Source organism: Halopelagius fulvigenes (assembly GCF_042662625.1).
Taxonomy (GTDB): Archaea; Halobacteriota; Halobacteria; order Halobacteriales; family Haloferacaceae; genus Halopelagius; species Halopelagius fulvigenes.
This window is the reverse complement of the sequence record NZ_JBHSXH010000009.1, coordinates 358,902-374,070: the sequence shown is the minus strand read 5'-3', so window position 1 is coordinate 374,070 and position 15,169 is coordinate 358,902. Positions and strand designations below refer to the sequence as shown.

The following is a 15,169-nucleotide window of genomic DNA, read 5'->3' as shown; positions in this document are numbered from 1 at the left end:
CGTTCGGTGTTGGTGGTACATGCTGTGGTCACTCCCGCGTAACGATGATGTCGCCTTCGGTGACGAACTTCGCGACCGCGACCGTCGAGAGGAACGCGATAATCGCGAGGACGAGGCTGACGGTCACGAAGAGGCCCCGGTCGGTCTTGATGGCGAACAGGACGGCGATGGCGACGACGTTCGTCGCGATGGCGTCCAGCGCGACCACGCGGTCGGGGACCGTCGGGCCCCGGACTGCGCGGTAGCCGCACAGCAGGTTCAGAAGCACCACGAGGACGATCGCGGCGTCTACGACCGGCACTATCGTCCCCTCAGCGGCCATCGCCGTCACCTCCCGCCGCCTCCTCAGTCGCCGGATCCGCCTCCGCCTCGGCCTCGCTCTCGGGTTCCGGGGCGGCCTGTTCGAGGACGGGATGCGTCCGGTCGGGCGGGTAGACGGCGAAGTCCGGCGCGGGGTCGCCCGCCGACAGTTCCTCGTCGAAGATGACGAGCGCGTAGTCCTCCCAGTCGCGGATCGGAGCGACGATCTCCTCGGGCGCTCTCCCGTCGATGACGTGGACGTACAGCGCGTTCTCCTCCGGATCGTAGTCGAGCGTGAGCGAACCGGGCGTCATCGTGATGCTGTTGGCGATAGTGGTCACCCCGAGGTCCGTCTGTACCCGCAACGGGATGAGTATCACCTCGGGGTCGATCGGTCCAGAGGGCGCGAGCACGCGGTACGTGACGTCGAGGCTGGAGACGACCGCCTCCCTGACGAACGCGAGCGCGTAGAGTAGCGCGTACGGGACTCCGCGAAGCGACCGACCGAGGTCGACGGTGTCCGCGTACAGGCGCCGGAAGATGTAGGACAGGGGGAACCCGACCGCGAGGCCGACCAAAAGCGCCCCGAGGAGCGGTTCGAACGCGAGCGGTGGCCCCTGGATGAACACCCAGATGACGCCGAACAGGACGCCGATGACCGGCCAACTGCGGGTCACGCGCCACCACCTCCGCCGAGGCCCACGACGTCGACGTAGGCATCGGTGTCGACGGCGGCGTTCGCCGCCGTCTCGGCGAACCGGTAGACCGGGTCGAACCCCACGCCGACGAGGACGACGGCCGCCGCGAGCGCGACGAGGATCGCGACCTGACCGGACTCGACGGTCGCGAGTTCGACCGCCGGCGTCTCGGACCCCCAGAAGCCGCCGACCCACACCCGCGTCGTGTACAGGATCGTGAGCACGGCGCCGAGGAGCAACGCGGCCAACGCGAGTGCCGACAGCGCGCCGGAACCGGACGCGAGTCCCCGAACCGCCGCGTCGAACGCGACGAGCTTCCCGAAGAATCCCGTCAGCGGCGGGAGGCCGATCAGCGAGAGGAGGCCGACGAAGACGGCCCCCGCGAGCACCGGCGAGCGGCCGGCGACGCCGCCGAGGTCCAGCAGGTTGTCCGTCCCGGTCGCATCCTCGACGGCGGCCGCCGAGAGGAAGAGAAGCCCCTTCGCGAGCGCGTGATGGAGCGCGAACACCAGCGCAGCCGCGATGGCGACGCCGCGGAGCGTCCCCCCGGGGTCGGCCGCCGCGGCGATGGCGATGGGGATCGCGATGAAACCGACTTGGCCGATGCTCGAGTACGCGAACACGCCCTCCAGTCGGTCCTGACCGACGGCGCCGAACCCGCCGACGACGATGCTCGCCATCCCCATGACTGCCAGCACCGGCGCGAGGAAGGCGAGCGGCGACACGCCGGCGATGCCGGCCAACTCGACGGAGACGGAGTCGGCGGCGAAGACCGTGAAGTAGAGGCGGACGACCGCGTACATTCCGACCTTCTTCGTGACGCCGGCGAACATCGCGGTGATGGGCGGCGGGGCGGCGGTGTAGGCGGCTGGCACCCAGAACTGGAAGGGGACGAGGCCGGCCTTCAGCGCGAACACCGCGAGCAGCAGGGCCGACAGGCCGACTGCAGGCGCGGGGTCGACGCCGTACGCGGCGGGGTCGGCCAACCGCCGGGCCATGTCGGCCATGTTGAGCGTGCCTATCGTGGCGTACAGGCCGCCGATGGCCACGAGCATGAGTGCGCTTCCGAGGACGTTCATCACCAGATAGCGGAACGACGCCGCGGTGGCGTAGTCGGTTCCGTAGAAAGCGACGAACACGTAACTGACGATCAGCATCACCTCGAACCAGACGAACAGGTTGAACAGGTCGCCGGTGAGGAACGAGCCGGTCACGCCCACCATGAGCACGTGGAACAGCGGGTGATAGTACACGCGCTGGTTCTCGTGACTCACGTACCGGACCGAGAACAGGATCGACGCGAATCCGACGCCCGCCGCGATAGTCAGCATGAACGCCGACAGCCCGTCGAGGACGAGCGTGATTCCGAAGGGGGCGGGCCAGCCGCCGACGTGGTAGGCCGCCGCGCCGGGCGCCGCCGGCGCGAGGACGAACACCCAGACGGCGGTGGCGACGGCCGCGACGTACGCGGCGGCGCCGGCCACGCTCGTCGCGCGCTGAATCTGCGGCCGCTGGCCGAGCGCGAGCGTGAGCACGGCGGTACCGAGCGCGGCTAACAGCGGCGCGATGACGAGCGAACTCATCCCATCCACTCCGTGACGTCCATGGTTCCGTTCTCCTCGTAGGCGCGGTACGACAGGACGAGCGCCAGCGCGGTCGTCCCGAAACTGATGACGATGGCGGTCAGAACGAGCGCCTGCACCACGGGGTCGGCGATTTCGGGGACTCCGCCGCCGTGGGTCGCGAGGACGGGCACCAGGTCGTGGGTCCCCTCGTCGACGCCGCCCATCGCGATGAGGTAGACGAACGTGGCCTGAGAGATGGCTGCGACCCCCAAGACGACACGCACCAGGTCCCGCCGCAACAGCAGGAAGGTTCCGACGGCGAACAACCCGCCGACCGTACCTGCGAGGACGACGCTCATCGGGTATCAACTCCACATCGGAAAGACAGTATCTCTGTGTTGCGTGTCATTCGGCACTCACCACCGAGGTAATCGTCAGGAGGCTACCGACGACGACGAGGTACACGCCCAGATCGAACACGAGCGCGCTGGCGAGTTCGACCTCGTGGTAGATCGGAATGTGCTCGAGGTGGACGTACGTCTGGGTCAAGAACGGGTCGCCGACGAGCATTCCGGCGACGCCGCTGCCGAGGACGACCGCCAGCCCCGAGAGCAACGTGCGGCGGTAGGCGGTGACCGTGCGGTGCTCGAAGATGCTGGTTCCGGGGTCGACCTCCCTGTCGAGCACTCCCGACTCCAAGTAGTCGAGGTCGTAGGCGACGTAGATCAGCACGAACGCCGTCGTGGTGAGGACGCCGCCGATGAACCCGCCGCCGGGCAGGTTGTGACCCTGGAGGAATAGCCAGATCGAGAGGACGAGCACGATGGGGACGGTCATCCGGGCCGTCGTCCGCATTATCGTCGTCGTCACCGCGAGTCACCTCCGTCGGGGATCGGTCCCTCCTCGCTGTCGCCGACGGTCTCCTCGCCTCGGGTCCGCATCGTCACGAGCACGAGGATGGCGAGTGCGGCGACCGTGACGACCAGCAACTCGCCGAGCGTGTCGAACGCCCGGAAGTCCACGAGGATGACGTTGACGACGTTCGTGCCGCCGCCGGCCGGGACCGCCTGCTCCGCGTAGTAGGCGGCGACGCTCGTCGGGTCGGCGTCGGGACCGGGCGCCGTCAGGAGGACGGACGCGAACGCCATCGCGCCCACCAGAACCGACACGCCCGCGTCGCGGGCGAGTACGAGCGGTCGGACGTCCGAGTAGAAGGACGGCAACCGCTGGAGGACGAGCAGGAAGATCAGGAGGACGAGCGTCTCGACGACCAGTTGCGTGAGCGCGAGGTCCGGCGCGCTCGCGAGGATGAAGAAGATGGCGAGCATGAATCCGAGAATCGACAGCGTGAGGACGCCGACGACGTGGGACGAGGCGACGGTCACCGCCACGCCCGCGAGGACGGCTATCGCCAACACGGCGGCGACCGAGAGCGGTACGCCGACCCTCTCGACGCCGGGAACTCCCCCGGTCGCCGCGAAGCCGACCAGCGCGAGCAGGCTCCCGGCCGCCGCGATCCACGTCACGTACGTCCGCAGGAGGCCGTTGTGGACGAACGGGCCGAACCGGGCGCTGGTCGCCGCCGCCGTCGAGACGAGCCAGTCGTACCACCCGCTGGGTCGCACGGGAACCGGAGCATCGACGCCGCGTTCGATGACCGCCGCGAGACGCCCCGTGAATGGGTACGCGGCGACTCCGCCCACGATAGCGACGGCGGACATCGCGACCGGGGGCGAGAGGTGAGTCGGCAGTCCAACTTCGAGGTGCGCCTCGCCGACGGTGGTGGCTTCGACGGCGCTCTGGACGATGGTGTCGACCGCCAGTTGCGGCGCGACGCTGACGACGACCGCCGCGGCGGCCAGCAGGGCGGGGGGTGCGACCAGCGCGACCGGCGGCCGGTGGACGTCCGCGACCGGCGCTCGGCGCTCGCCGAAGAACATCGCGAGGAACTTCAGCGAGTAGACGACGGTGAACACGCTGGCGACAGTCGCCACGACGGGGTACAGCCAGGCGAGTCCGCCGGCCTCGTGGGCGACCTCGTAGGCCGCCTCGAACAGCAGTTCCTTCGAGTAGAAGCCGTTGAACGGGGGGATGCCGGCCATGCTCAACGCGGCGACCCCGCTGACGGCGGCCGTTATCGGGAGGTCCCGCCAGAGCCCCCCGAGGTCGTCGAGCGTGCGGGTGCCGGCCTCGTGGGCGACGATTCCCGCGACGAGGAACAGCGGCGCTTTAAACAGCGCGTGGTTGAGCAGGTGGAACGTGCCCGCCTCGCCGCCGTAGACGACGTCGAAGCCGAAGCCCGCGACCATCAGCCCAAGGTGGCTCGCCGTCGAGTAGGCGAGCAACTGCTTGATGTCGGTCGAGGCCACCGCCAAGAGCGCCCCGACGACCATCGTCAGGAGTCCCAGCGTCGCGACGAGGAGCACCCACTCGGGACTCAAAAACAGGGGGCGCACGCGGCCGATGAAGTAGACGCCCACCTTCACCATCGTGGCGGAGTGGAGGAAGGCGGAGACGGGCGTCGGAGCGACCATCGCGTTCGGCAGCCAGAAGTGGAGCGGCACCTGCGCGGACTTGGCGGCCGCGGCGACGACGACGAGGACGAGTGCCGGCACGAACAGCCCCGACTCGCGGAGGGCGGCGCGCATCGCCTCGTCGTTCGCTATCATCGCCGCCAGGTCGAACGTCACGCGGCCGAGGGCGTCCCGCGCCGCCACCGAGAGTACGAGGAGGCCGGCGAGCAGGCACAGGCCGCCGCCGACGGTCACGACCATGGCCATCCGCGCCGAGTAGCGCGACTCGGCGTCGTCGGTGTGGTGGCCGATGAGCACGAACGAACAGAGGCTGGTCAGCTCCCAGAACAGGAAGATGAGCACGAGGTCGGACGCGAGCGCGACGCCGAGTATCGAGCCCATGAACGCCAGAAGCGCCGTGTAGTAGCGTGCCAGGCCGTCCTCGCCGTGCATGTACCGCGCCGAGTACACGAACACGAGGACGCCGATACCGCTGGCCAAGAGCGCGAAGAGGAGTCCCCACCCGTCGACGGTGAACTGGAACCCCACGTCGAGGGCGGGGACCCACGACGCCCTAACGGTGCCGTGACCGCCGACTTGCGTCACTAGAAGCCCGAAACTCGCCGCCGCGACGAGGGCCGCCGCGTAGCCGGTCCGTTCGCCGAGGACGCGATAGATAAGCGGTGAGAGGAGTGCGGCGACGAAGGGAAGCGCGACGATAGTCGTAACGACTGTTAGGTTTGGTGCCATCAGTGTTCGTCGGTGTCGGCCGGTGCTCAGTTGCCACCGTAGTCGGCCTCTGCCCGCCATTGGATGTCGTCTCCAAAGTACCTGATGACCGTTCTCCGGACAGTAGAATCCCTCCTAAACTCCGCTCTGCCGAGAGAGCCCCGAGCAAACGCGAATTACGCGGAAGCGCCGTCTCTCCTCTACTCGTCGGGGAGGGTTCACGTCGGGTTCGATGGCCGGACGTTACCGCGCGGTGACGCCCGAACGTCACCGCGCGGCGGCTCGATACCACCGCTCCGCCGATTGCCGCGGAGCACCGCCGAGGAGGACGTTCTCCTTGGTGTACGTCTCGGCCTCCGTCGGCGTCAACTCCGCGGACCAATCCGCTCGCTCGTCCGTTTTCGCTCCGGGCCCCCGGTTATCGTACTCGACGTACGTGACCGTCTCTTCGGCCTCCGGGCGGGACCAGTTGTGCCACCCGGCCGGGTGGACGTGCGAACCCATCTCGGTGCGGACGAACGCGACGTGCGCGTGGTCCCGCCACGGGCGGCCCAAGTACACGTCGGAAACCCCCGGGTCCGCGGTCAGGGAACAGTCCGCGAAGACGAATCCGAACGGTTGGTTTCGGGGCGTGGACGCGGCCGTGACGTACGAGTCCGCTTTCGAGTGGATGTCGCACCGCTCGAAGACGGCCGTGGCCCCCCCGAACACGAAGTCGGTCGTCCCCTCGACGTGACAGTCGCGGAAGTACTGTCGAGAGCCTTCGCCGCCGGCGTAGACCGTGTCCTGATTTCCGACGAACCGACAGTCCGCGAACTCGGCTCGGTCGGCCTCCGCGTGAAGCGCGACGGCCTGTCCCTCGTCCGCCCCGGCGGTGTTCCGTACCGTGAGGTTACGCGCTCGGAAGTCGTTCCCGCAGACCTTCAGCGTGTACGTGAAGAACGTGCTGTTCCGCCCCCGTCCTATCTTCTCGAAGTGGTCGTCGTGCGTCAGTATCGTCTCCGTCTCTCCCTCCCCGATCAGGCTGATTTCGGGGTTCCACGAGTGGACCGTCACTTTCTCGTCGTACACGCCCTCCCGCACGAGTATCGAGATACGTTCCCGGGGGAACGACTTCGCCCCGTCGATCGCCGCCTGAATACTCTCGTAATCGCCGCTTCCCTCCGCATCGACGACGTAGTCGTACCCGTCGAGGTCGCCCGAGTCCATCGGCCCGCCACTACGTTCTCCACCTATCCATACTCTTTGTCTCCTGTCCGCGTCCCCCGTCCGAATCCGGACCGGAAGAGTGCCCGTCGCTGGCCGGATAGTACAACCGTCTGGCGCGCGACGACCCGACATGGCCGGACTCGTACAACGAACCGCACGGAGTATCGACGACATGTGGCGGTCGATATGGGACGACTCGAGTCGGGGAGAGAAACTAGTCATCGCCGCGTTCCTCCTCGTCACCGGACTGGCGATACCGGTGATTCCGATCGTCTATCTGGCTCGGTTCATCGCGAACTGACCCGTCGACGCCGGATCGCTCGGGTTTCGGGCCGACCGCCGCGTTCACCGCGTCGGTGCGGAGCGAGAAGCGGCGGCGGGTGCTCCCCGTCGCCGCTCAGAACTCGTTGTTTCGGACTACGTCGGGGTCGACGTCCTGTTCGTCGAGATAGACGTTCAGGTCGTAACGCATCGGCTCGTAATCTAAGTCGAACTCCTCGACGGTCCCCGAGAGGAGGTACCGGTCGCCGAGATACGTCGTTCCCCCCGCGTTCTCGGGTATCGGTCCCGTCTCGTCCGTTGCGGTGACCGTCCCGTCGTCGTTGGTCGTCGTCTCGTCGTCGGAGTCGGCCGAGAAATCCCCGCTGTCGGTCTGTATCTCGCCGCGATCGGCGATGGTCAGCACCTCGTACCGCGTCGGCCCGTTCGCCGTGATCATCAGCGAGTGGTATCCGTCGAGTTCCGGCCCCTCTCCGTCGTCCATGATCTCGGAGACGCTCGTGAGCGACTCGTCGAGGTAGACGTTCGCGTCGTACCCCTCCCGGGGATCGACCTCGAGCGTCGACAGTCGCCCGGTGATGAGCATCCGATCGCCGAGATACGTCGTTCCCCCCGCGTTCTCGGGTATCGGTCCCGTCTCGTCTCTGGCTCCGAAGTATGCATCGCGGGTCGGTCGATACACGTCCTCGTCGGAGTCCGCGGAGAAGTCACCGCCCTCCGTGTCGGGTTCCAGCGTCCCGTCCACGGTGAGCGTGTACTCGACCGGGCCGTTCGCCGAGAGCGTCAGCGTGTGTAGCGATGTCTCCGTCGCTCCCCCGCCCGATCCCGCCACGGTCCCGACGGGCAGTACCGCACCTCCGACGCCGGCCGCGACCGTTTTCAACACCGCCCGCCGCTTCGACTGCCCCTCTCCCCCTTCTCCGACCATCCGTACCCCTTGTCCCGTGGTATCACTGGACATACGTAGTATGACAGTCCGAAATCACTTAGGTTCATCTCAGGAGTGTCTGAAAGACGCCGCGAAAGACAACTCGGGTGTCGTCGGTCGAGCGACCGTCGAGAGTTCGCGTCGGCCGACGGAACCGAGGGTTCGACCGGCCTGCACATACAGCCCGGTCGCTCATGGAGCGGATGCACCAATAGAGTAGACGAACCATGACTACCGACTCGATGGACGAGCTCTTCGTCGAAGGCCTGCAGGAACTGTACTACGCGGAACAACAACTCCTCGATGCGCTGGGGACGCTCGCCGACCAGACGGACGACGAAGCCGCCAGTCAGGCGTTCTCGGAGCACCGCGACGAGACGCAGGAACACGTAAACCGACTGGAGCAGGTGTTCGAGCAGCTGGGCGAAGAGCCCCAGACCAAACAGGAGCAGGTCGTCGATTCGCTCATCGACGAACACGAGCAGTTCGCGCAGGAGAATGACGGCGACGTGCTCGACCGATACAACATGGGCGTCGGACAGAAGACCGAACACTACGAAATCGCCGCCTACGGCAACCTCACGTCGCTGGCTCAGAAGACCGGTCACGACGACGTCGCCGACACGTTGGCCGAGACGCTCCGCGAGGAGGAAGACGCGCTCGAAGAGGTCACCGAGGCGAGCGAGCAGTTCGACCAAGAGGAAGTCGCCGGCTGATTCCGCGCCGACGCTCTTTTTTCTGATTCCGCGCGGAGCGCCTATAGATCGGTCTTCGAGCCGGTGACGATCGAGCGCCGAGGCCGGATTGTCCGTCACGCACCGTCGAAGAGGCTCGTTAGACACTGCACTCGACGATAACAGACACACGGACGTTTGCCCGACGCCGACCGTCGGCTCGTCGCACGGCCGCGGGGTCGAAAACCGGTTCCGCGGCGGCCTATAGCGTCTCCGTCGGCGCCCTCCGGCGGACGGCGTTCACCGCCGCGCCGAGGAGCATCACGATGCTGGCGAAGTACAACCACGTGACGAAGAGCAGGACCGCGCCGATGACGCCGTAGGCGGCGTAGCGTCCCGCGTTGGCCGCGTAGATTCGGAAGCCGATTTGGAGCAGCACCCAGCCGATGGCGGCGATGACTGTTCCCGGTAGCACCTCTCTCACCGACACGTCGACCGGCGGAAGCACGTAGTATATCGGCAGGAACGCGAGCGTCAGCACGATAATCAGCACGACCGTTCCGAGCACGTTCGCGAACGGAATCTGCAGGTTCAGTATCGAGAGCACGATGCCGACGGCGACGACGAGTGCGACGGCGAGCGCGATTCCGACGATTACGACGAGCGCGTCGATTATCTGCTCGACTATCGAGACGTCGATTTCGTCGGCGTACACCTCGTCGAACGCTTGGTCGAGGCCGCGGAACAGTTTCAGCGCGCTCCAGAGCAGCGCGACGAACCCGACCACGGACGCGGCCCCTCGGCCGGCGGTGCTGGTCAGCGTCTGCGTCACGATTTGCGTCCCGGCGGACGATATCTGCTGGCTGAGCATGCTGGTGATTCGGTCGGCCAGCGCCTGCCCCCCGAAGAACGACGCGAGCGCCACGGCGAGCAGCATCAGCGGGATTATCGACACGAACGCGTAGTAGGCGATGCCCGCCGCGAGGTAGGTGAGATTGCGGTCCTTCGCGAGGTCGACGACGGATCGGACGGTTGACATACGAGATTGCACGGACGCTCCGTTGAACCCGGTTGTGGCCGACTCGCGTCGCCGGGGGGCGGAACGCGTCGTCCCGAATGCGACGGGGCCGGGAGATACAAGCGCCCGAGCGGCGTATTCCGGTAAACCGTCGTCACCGAGCGATGCGGACGGGACGGCGGTCGCCGTATCCTACCGATGACTACGTCAGACTACGAACTCCGAGAGCGCATCGAGGCCGTATCGAACGCGTCCGGCGGCGGGGACGACCTGCTCACGGTCGCGGTCCCGCCCGAGAAGTCGCTCGGCGAGACGCTCGAACGGGTCGAGGAGGACCACGCCGAGGCCGAGTACATCCACGCCGACGAGTCGTCGAAGGCCCGGAGGACAGTGCTCGAACGGGCCCAGCAGATCCTCCACGAGTACGACGAGACGCCGGATGGCGGACTCGTCCTCTACGTCGGGGTCACCGGGGACGGAGAGGACGTCAGCGAGTACGTCTTCGACGACCTGCCGACCCCGATTCGGGAGGCGCGCTACGAGTGGTCGAACGAGTTCGACGCGGAGGCGCTGGAGACCGCCGCCGGCGACTCCCCGACGTACGGCCTCCTCGTGGTCGAACGCGGCGGCGCGGCGCTGGGCCGGTTCGACGGCGACCGAGTCGAGGTGGTCGAGACGATAGACAGCGACGTGATGGGGAAGACGAAGGCCGGCGGGCAGTCGGCCGACCGGTTCGAACGCGACAGGGAGCGCCAGAAGGAGGAGTTCTTCGACGACGTCGCCGCCGAGGCGAAGCGAGCGTTCCTCGAAGACGGATCGCGCGAGGACGGAGCGCTCGCGGTGGACGGACTGCTGGTCGGCGGGACGACGGTCACCGTCGAGGAGTTCGCTGACGGCGACCACCTCGACCACAGACTCCGCGACGCGGTCGTCGGCGGGTCGTTCTCCGTCGAGTACGCCACCGAGCAGGGACTGACGCAACTCACCGAGAAGGGGCGAGACGCGATGAACGACGCGGAGGGGGAGGCGGTCCGCGAGGCCCTCGAACGCTTCCGCGACGGCCTCCGAGACGACGGCGACGACGACGTCGCCTACGGCGAGGAGGAAGTCGAGCGAGCCTTGGAGTTCGACGCCGTGGAGACGCTCTTAGTCTCCGGCGCGCCCGGTCGAGGACCTGCGCGAGTACGAGGAACGAGTGACCGAGGAGGGCGGCGCGTTCGTCGCCGTCCCGCCGGACTCCGACGACGGCGCGCGCTTCGAGGAGGCGTTCGGCGTGGCCGCGATTCTCCGCTTCCCCACCGACTGACACGCGGGGGCCGGCGCGGGCCGGCGCAGACCGACGCGGGCCGGCGCAGACCGACGCGGGCCGGCGCAGTCACTGCCGACTCGCCGTCCCTCGGCGCCGAGAAGAGAGAGCGCGGAGCGAAACCCCGACCCGCCGGTGAACCCGCGGGACGTCAGTCGGCGAGGCCGTCGGTCTCGAACAGCGTGTCGAACTCGTCCGGCAGTTGCGACCGCGCGTCCTCCAGTTCGTCTTCGAGGCCGGCGTCCGCGAGCGTCGCGAACACCGCGCGGGCGTGCGTCCTCGCCTCTTCGCCGCCCACGTCGCCGCGTTCGCGTCGGGCGACGCTCCGGACGAACCCCTCCGCGGAGAACTGCTTCGGCGTCGCGTCGCTCCGGTCGGTGACCGTCTCCTCGTAGTCGTCCGGGAGTCTCTCGGCGACGTCCTCGGCCTCCCCCTCGGAGATGTGTTCGCCGAACGTCTGGAGCGTCGCCAGCGTCGCTCGCTCGGCTTCGTCGTGCGATTTTAACTGGGCTCGTCGCGCGACTCCGTCGAGTAGTTCGTCCCGATTCACACCTCCGAAAGTGGGTCGCGCGGCGCTTCAGTCTACTGGCGACGCGGGGGAGGCGGGCACAGCACTTAGGGACGGACGGACCCAACTTCGGGTGTATGGAGGCACCCCGACAGCTGCGTTCCGCGGCGAGCGAGCAAGAGGACATCACCATCGCCCACCGAGACTACGAGGGCGAGAACGTCGTCGCCATCGACTTCGGGGCCGGCGTCGAGGCGACGGTGGACATCCTCGGTGACACGGCCATCGTCGTCGCGGGCGACCGGCAGTTCGAGTTCGACGTGCCGCCGGAAGCGACCGAGATAACCACCAACGACGGCATCCTCCTCATCAAGGAGTGACGCCGAGAGCGTCGGTAGGGCGCGGGAACGACCCTCGAACTCGCGGACGTCGCCTTTCTCGACCGGAACTTCCCCCGTACTCAGCCGGGCGTGTCCGGCGGTTCGACCGTCGGCGACTCGCCCGACCACGCTTCGACGACCGGCGTCGCGGTGACGCCGCCGAGGATACTCGACGTAGCGTGTCGCACGCGCCGGCCGTCAGCGTTCGTCCGACACTCGGTCGGCGTAGCGCGGATACCGGGCGCGGTACCCCCGTCGCCGACCGACGGGAGCCAAGACGGACGTGAGCGCGTTCACGGCGGGGCCGGGGACGGCGGGCGGTCGAATCTCGTCGCGGAACTCGCGTGCGAGGACCGCGGACTGAAGCGGGCTCGGAATCCCTCGCCGGTCGGTCTTTCCATCCCGGGCGAGACCGAACATCGTCTCGAAGAACGACTCGATATCCAACCCCGGACGGAGTTCGACTACCGCGTGCATCTCGTCGTCGCCGGCGTTCCACACCGTGTGCGCCGTCTCCGGCAGGACGGCGAACCGCGTGCCGGGCGTGGCCGTCCACTCGTCGCCGTCGATTCGAACGCCGAGCTCGCCGCTCCGGACGTGGATTCGCTCCTCCTGTCGGGGGTGGACGTGGTCGAACTTCCCGACCGCGAATCCGCCCGGGTCGAGGAAGTAGTCGAACTCGACCGCTCGCCCGCCGGAGTCGGCGGCCGTCGTTCGGAACGCGATTCGCTCTCCGGTCGCGGGGTTCTCGATGACGTCGCCCGTAGATACCATGTCGTCGTCCTCCGACCGGTACTCTCGGTCCGAAGCGTCGTATGCGTTCGTTCGCCGCGTCCGACGGATTCGGCCGCGTCGGGTCAGTCCCGCCCGCCGCCGACGCTCTCCGGTCGGCCGGACTCGTCCGCGTCGACCGTGTACTCGGTTATCCACGGCGGTTCCTCTCGGTCCTTCGACCACTGGAACAGGTGCCGCTTCTCGTTCGCGTAGTAGTAGCGGTAGGCGTCCACGTAGTCCGGCGCGGTCCACTCGCCGGTGACCTGCGGGGGGTCGCTCGCCGCCTCCGTCGGCCACTCCAACTCGCGGACCGCCTCGGGGTCGAGCGTTTCGACGGTGGCCCAACAGCCGTGTCGCCTCTCCGGCGCGTGGTCCCAGCGGTACCGCCACTCGTCGTGCGCCGCCTCGGTGTACGCCCGCAGGCGACGCCAGTTGTCGTACGAGTCGGCGGCCCACTGAGTGAGCGGATGGTTCGGGTGCGTGAAGTACAGGTCCTCGCCCTCGGCCCCGTTCAACTGCGCCGCGGTCGTCAGCACCATCGAACACTCGAAGACGCTGCTCGTCACGTGCTTGTCGACGAGCCATTCGACCGCCGTCTGCAGGTCGCGGTCGAGCCAGAACGCGTTGACCATCACCGAGAGTCGGGGGCGGCGCCAGTTAGTCTCTCGGGCGGGACGTCCCCCGCTCGCTTCCGGCGGCGAACTCTTGGTCGTCGCCGGCGTACCGCCGTGGCACGGATGTCACTCGCAGTCGTCGTAGACGACAGGGAACCCGCCGCCGTGGCGGAGGCGGTTCGCGCGCACCCGGACGTCGCGTCCGTCGAGTCCCGCCGCCTCGCCGCCGGCGACGTGGTGATCGGCGACGTCGGCGTCGAACGGAAGACGCTCTCGGACTACGTGAGCACGCTCATCGGTCGGCGCGCCCCCGACCTCCGCGACCAAGTTCGGAGGCTGAGCGAATCGTACGAACACTCGTACGTCCTCTTGGAGGCCGAACTGCCGGCGGACGGCGACGAGGGGGTGCCCGCCCCGGCGGTCCGGGGGTCGGCGGCGTCGATTACGGCCCGACTCGGGACGCCCGTCATCCCCTGTTCCGACCGGGACCGACTCGTCGACATGGCCGTCCGACTCGGCCGAAAGCACGTCGAGGAACCGTCCGCGCCGGCGCTTCCGAACGGGTCGGTGACGGCGCTCGACGCGCCGACCGCCAAGCGGATGTACGGCTGTATCGACGGCGTGGGCACCGACACGGCGGGACGACTCTACGAGGCGTACCCGGCCGTCGAGGACCTCGTCGCGGCGTCGCCCGAGGAGTTGATGGCCATCAACGGCATCGGCCCCAAGCGGGCGGAGGCCATCCACTCGGCGTTCAGGGACGCGGAGTGACGGCGTTCGGCCGTTGGATCAGAACAGGTCCGAGCGGAGGCGAACCTCCGTGTTCTGCACCGTCGTGAACGCCGACTCCTCGATGGTGTAGGTGTCGTCGTCTTCGTCCCAGCCGAGCGTCCGCTTGAGGCCCTCGTCCACGTTGTCCCACTCGGGCTCTACGTACGCTCGGTCGCCCCGAACGTCCGTCACCACGCCGATGCGCTCGGTTCCGCTCACGACTGTCTTCCCGCGGTCGTCGTCCGAGAGTTCGGCAGTCATGTCGGTTTCGCGTACGCCCGCGACCACCAAAACGTCGGTGCCGGGTCGCTCAAGTGGGTTCGGTGCGTTCACCGGGGGTCGCGCGGCGGCCTCACGCGCTTCGCGCGCCGTCGCCGAGTCGCGCGTCGAACAGTTCCTGAACGACGCCCTCCGGCGCGACCATGCAGACGCCGACGTTCTGTAGTTCGGGGTTCGTCAGGAAGTGCGCCGTCTCCCCCGGCGGGAGGATGGTGACCGTCTCCTCGCGGCCCGCCTCCTGCGACTCGAAGAGGAACGTCGGCACCTCCACCCGTTCGCCCGGGTGAATCTCGCCCGACCCGGCGAGCAACACGCCGTCGTCGTCCTCGAACAGCGACTCGTTGTTGGAGATGTACGCGGCGGGGATGTCCGGGTCGGCCGCCCAGTACACCGAGTCGTCGGCGCTGAGCAGTCCTATCTCGTACACCGCGTCCGGGAGAACGACGCGCCTCTCTTCCGTCTCGATGCCGTGTCTTCCGAGCCAAAACAGCGCGTCCTCCGCGCCGCCGGTCACGTCAAGCATACGTACCGGGCTACACCCCGGAGCGGAAAAAGCGCTGAGGCGGACGAGTAGGGATTCGAGAACGTGTCGCTCCGCGATTCGGCGGTTCGGCGGTCGAAGGC

The 15,169-nt window shown here is 67.9% G+C and carries 18 protein-coding genes and 1 pseudogene; 5 read left to right on the top strand and 14 right to left on the bottom strand.

Going from position 1 to position 15,169, the window contains the following annotated elements:
* Nucleotides 1-28: 28 nt before the first annotated feature.
* The 7 genes from ACFQEV_RS04280 to ACFQEV_RS04250 all read right to left on the bottom strand — a co-directional run bounded on the left by ACFQEV_RS04280 (nt 29) and on the right by ACFQEV_RS04250 (nt 7,014).
* Nucleotides 29-322, bottom strand: a complete 294-nt coding sequence (locus tag ACFQEV_RS04280; RefSeq protein WP_379692887.1) for an MrpF/PhaF family protein — start codon at nt 320-322, stop codon at nt 29-31.
* Nucleotides 312-977 (bottom strand): Na+/H+ antiporter subunit E, encoded by a 666-nt coding sequence (locus tag ACFQEV_RS04275; RefSeq protein WP_379692885.1) that lies wholly within the window; start codon nt 975-977, stop codon nt 312-314. The genes ACFQEV_RS04280 and ACFQEV_RS04275 overlap by 11 nt, the downstream gene beginning before the upstream one ends.
* Complete coding sequence (locus ACFQEV_RS04270) at nt 974-2,581, bottom strand: complex I subunit 5 family protein (protein WP_379692883.1); 1,608 nt, start codon at nt 2,579-2,581, stop codon at nt 974-976. The genes ACFQEV_RS04275 and ACFQEV_RS04270 overlap by 4 nt, the downstream gene beginning before the upstream one ends.
* A complete protein-coding gene (locus ACFQEV_RS04265) occupies nt 2,578-2,922 on the bottom strand; it encodes a sodium:proton antiporter (RefSeq protein WP_379692881.1) in 345 nt (114 codons plus the stop codon). The genes ACFQEV_RS04270 and ACFQEV_RS04265 overlap by 4 nt, the downstream gene beginning before the upstream one ends.
* A 46-nt stretch (nt 2,923-2,968) precedes the next feature.
* Complete coding sequence (locus tag ACFQEV_RS04260; RefSeq protein WP_379692879.1) at nt 2,969-3,433, bottom strand: MnhB domain-containing protein; 465 nt, start codon at nt 3,431-3,433, stop codon at nt 2,969-2,971.
* Complete coding sequence (gene mbhE / locus ACFQEV_RS04255) at nt 3,430-5,826, bottom strand: hydrogen gas-evolving membrane-bound hydrogenase subunit E (RefSeq protein WP_379692877.1); 2,397 nt, start codon at nt 5,824-5,826, stop codon at nt 3,430-3,432. The genes ACFQEV_RS04260 and mbhE overlap by 4 nt, the downstream gene beginning before the upstream one ends.
* Before the next feature lie 246 nt (nt 5,827-6,072).
* Nucleotides 6,073-7,014, bottom strand: a complete 942-nt coding sequence (locus tag ACFQEV_RS04250; protein ID WP_379692875.1) for a pectinesterase family protein — start codon at nt 7,012-7,014, stop codon at nt 6,073-6,075.
* 130 nt (nt 7,015-7,144) lie between these two features.
* On the opposite strand from ACFQEV_RS04250, the gene ACFQEV_RS04245 reads away from it, so the two are divergent.
* Nucleotides 7,145-7,315: a hypothetical protein gene (locus ACFQEV_RS04245; RefSeq protein ID WP_379692873.1), complete on the top strand. Its 171-nt coding sequence runs from the start codon at nt 7,145-7,147 to the stop codon at nt 7,313-7,315.
* A gap of 96 nt (nt 7,316-7,411) precedes the next feature.
* On the opposite strand, the gene ACFQEV_RS04240 is transcribed toward ACFQEV_RS04245, so the two are convergent.
* Nucleotides 7,412-8,254 carry a hypothetical protein gene (locus tag ACFQEV_RS04240; RefSeq protein ID WP_379692872.1) on the bottom strand — a complete coding sequence of 281 codons (843 nt, stop codon included), beginning with the start codon at nt 8,252-8,254 and terminating at the stop codon, nt 7,412-7,414.
* A gap of 194 nt (nt 8,255-8,448) precedes the next feature.
* On the opposite strand from ACFQEV_RS04240, the gene ACFQEV_RS04235 reads away from it, so the two are divergent.
* A complete protein-coding gene (locus ACFQEV_RS04235; RefSeq protein WP_379692870.1) occupies nt 8,449-8,937 on the top strand; it encodes a YciE/YciF ferroxidase family protein in 489 nt (162 codons plus the stop codon).
* 220 nt (nt 8,938-9,157) lie between these two features.
* Here the strand turns inward: ACFQEV_RS04235 and ACFQEV_RS04230 are convergent, their stop codons facing one another.
* Nucleotides 9,158-9,934: a YihY/virulence factor BrkB family protein gene (locus tag ACFQEV_RS04230; protein WP_379692868.1), complete on the bottom strand. Its 777-nt coding sequence runs from the start codon at nt 9,932-9,934 to the stop codon at nt 9,158-9,160.
* A 177-nt stretch (nt 9,935-10,111) separates the two neighbouring features.
* Between ACFQEV_RS04230 and ACFQEV_RS04225 the strand changes: the two are divergent.
* Nucleotides 10,112-11,014 (top strand): annotated as a pseudogene (locus ACFQEV_RS04225) (baeRF10 domain-containing protein); the annotation flags it as partial.
* Between the two features lie 356 nt (nt 11,015-11,370).
* Here the strand turns inward: ACFQEV_RS04225 and ACFQEV_RS04220 are convergent.
* Nucleotides 11,371-11,769, bottom strand: coding sequence for a DUF2267 domain-containing protein (locus tag ACFQEV_RS04220; protein ID WP_379692866.1), 399 nt, complete (start codon nt 11,767-11,769; stop codon nt 11,371-11,373).
* Nucleotides 11,770-11,864: 95 nt separating this feature from the next.
* Between ACFQEV_RS04220 and ACFQEV_RS04215 the strand changes: the two genes are divergently transcribed.
* On the top strand, nt 11,865-12,107 hold the full coding sequence (locus tag ACFQEV_RS04215) for a DUF7127 family protein (RefSeq protein WP_379692864.1): 243 nt from the start codon (nt 11,865-11,867) through the stop codon (nt 12,105-12,107).
* Between the two features lie 198 nt (nt 12,108-12,305).
* On the opposite strand, the gene ACFQEV_RS04210 is transcribed toward ACFQEV_RS04215, so the two are convergent.
* Both ACFQEV_RS04210 and ACFQEV_RS04205 read right to left on the bottom strand, forming a co-directional pair.
* Nucleotides 12,306-12,881, bottom strand: a complete 576-nt coding sequence (locus tag ACFQEV_RS04210; RefSeq protein ID WP_379692862.1) for a cupin domain-containing protein — start codon at nt 12,879-12,881, stop codon at nt 12,306-12,308.
* Between the two features lie 83 nt (nt 12,882-12,964).
* Nucleotides 12,965-13,513 (bottom strand): hypothetical protein, encoded by a 549-nt coding sequence (locus ACFQEV_RS04205; protein ID WP_379692860.1) that lies wholly within the window; start codon nt 13,511-13,513, stop codon nt 12,965-12,967.
* 105 nt (nt 13,514-13,618) lie between these two features.
* Here ACFQEV_RS04205 and ACFQEV_RS04200 point away from each other — a divergent pair, with 105 nt between their 5' ends.
* Entirely contained in the window at nt 13,619-14,266 is a 648-nt protein-coding gene (locus ACFQEV_RS04200; protein ID WP_379692858.1) for an ERCC4 domain-containing protein, read from the top strand.
* Nucleotides 14,267-14,284: 18 nt separating this feature from the next.
* On the opposite strand, the gene ACFQEV_RS04195 is transcribed toward ACFQEV_RS04200, so the two are convergent.
* Together ACFQEV_RS04195 and ACFQEV_RS04190 are read right to left on the bottom strand one after the other, a co-directional pair.
* Nucleotides 14,285-14,527 (bottom strand): PRC-barrel domain containing protein, encoded by a 243-nt coding sequence (locus ACFQEV_RS04195; RefSeq protein ID WP_379692856.1) that lies wholly within the window; start codon nt 14,525-14,527, stop codon nt 14,285-14,287.
* Nucleotides 14,528-14,618: 91 nt separating this feature from the next.
* Nucleotides 14,619-15,068, bottom strand: a complete 450-nt coding sequence (locus ACFQEV_RS04190; RefSeq protein WP_379692854.1) for a hypothetical protein — start codon at nt 15,066-15,068, stop codon at nt 14,619-14,621.
* Nucleotides 15,069-15,169 lie beyond the last annotated feature (101 nt).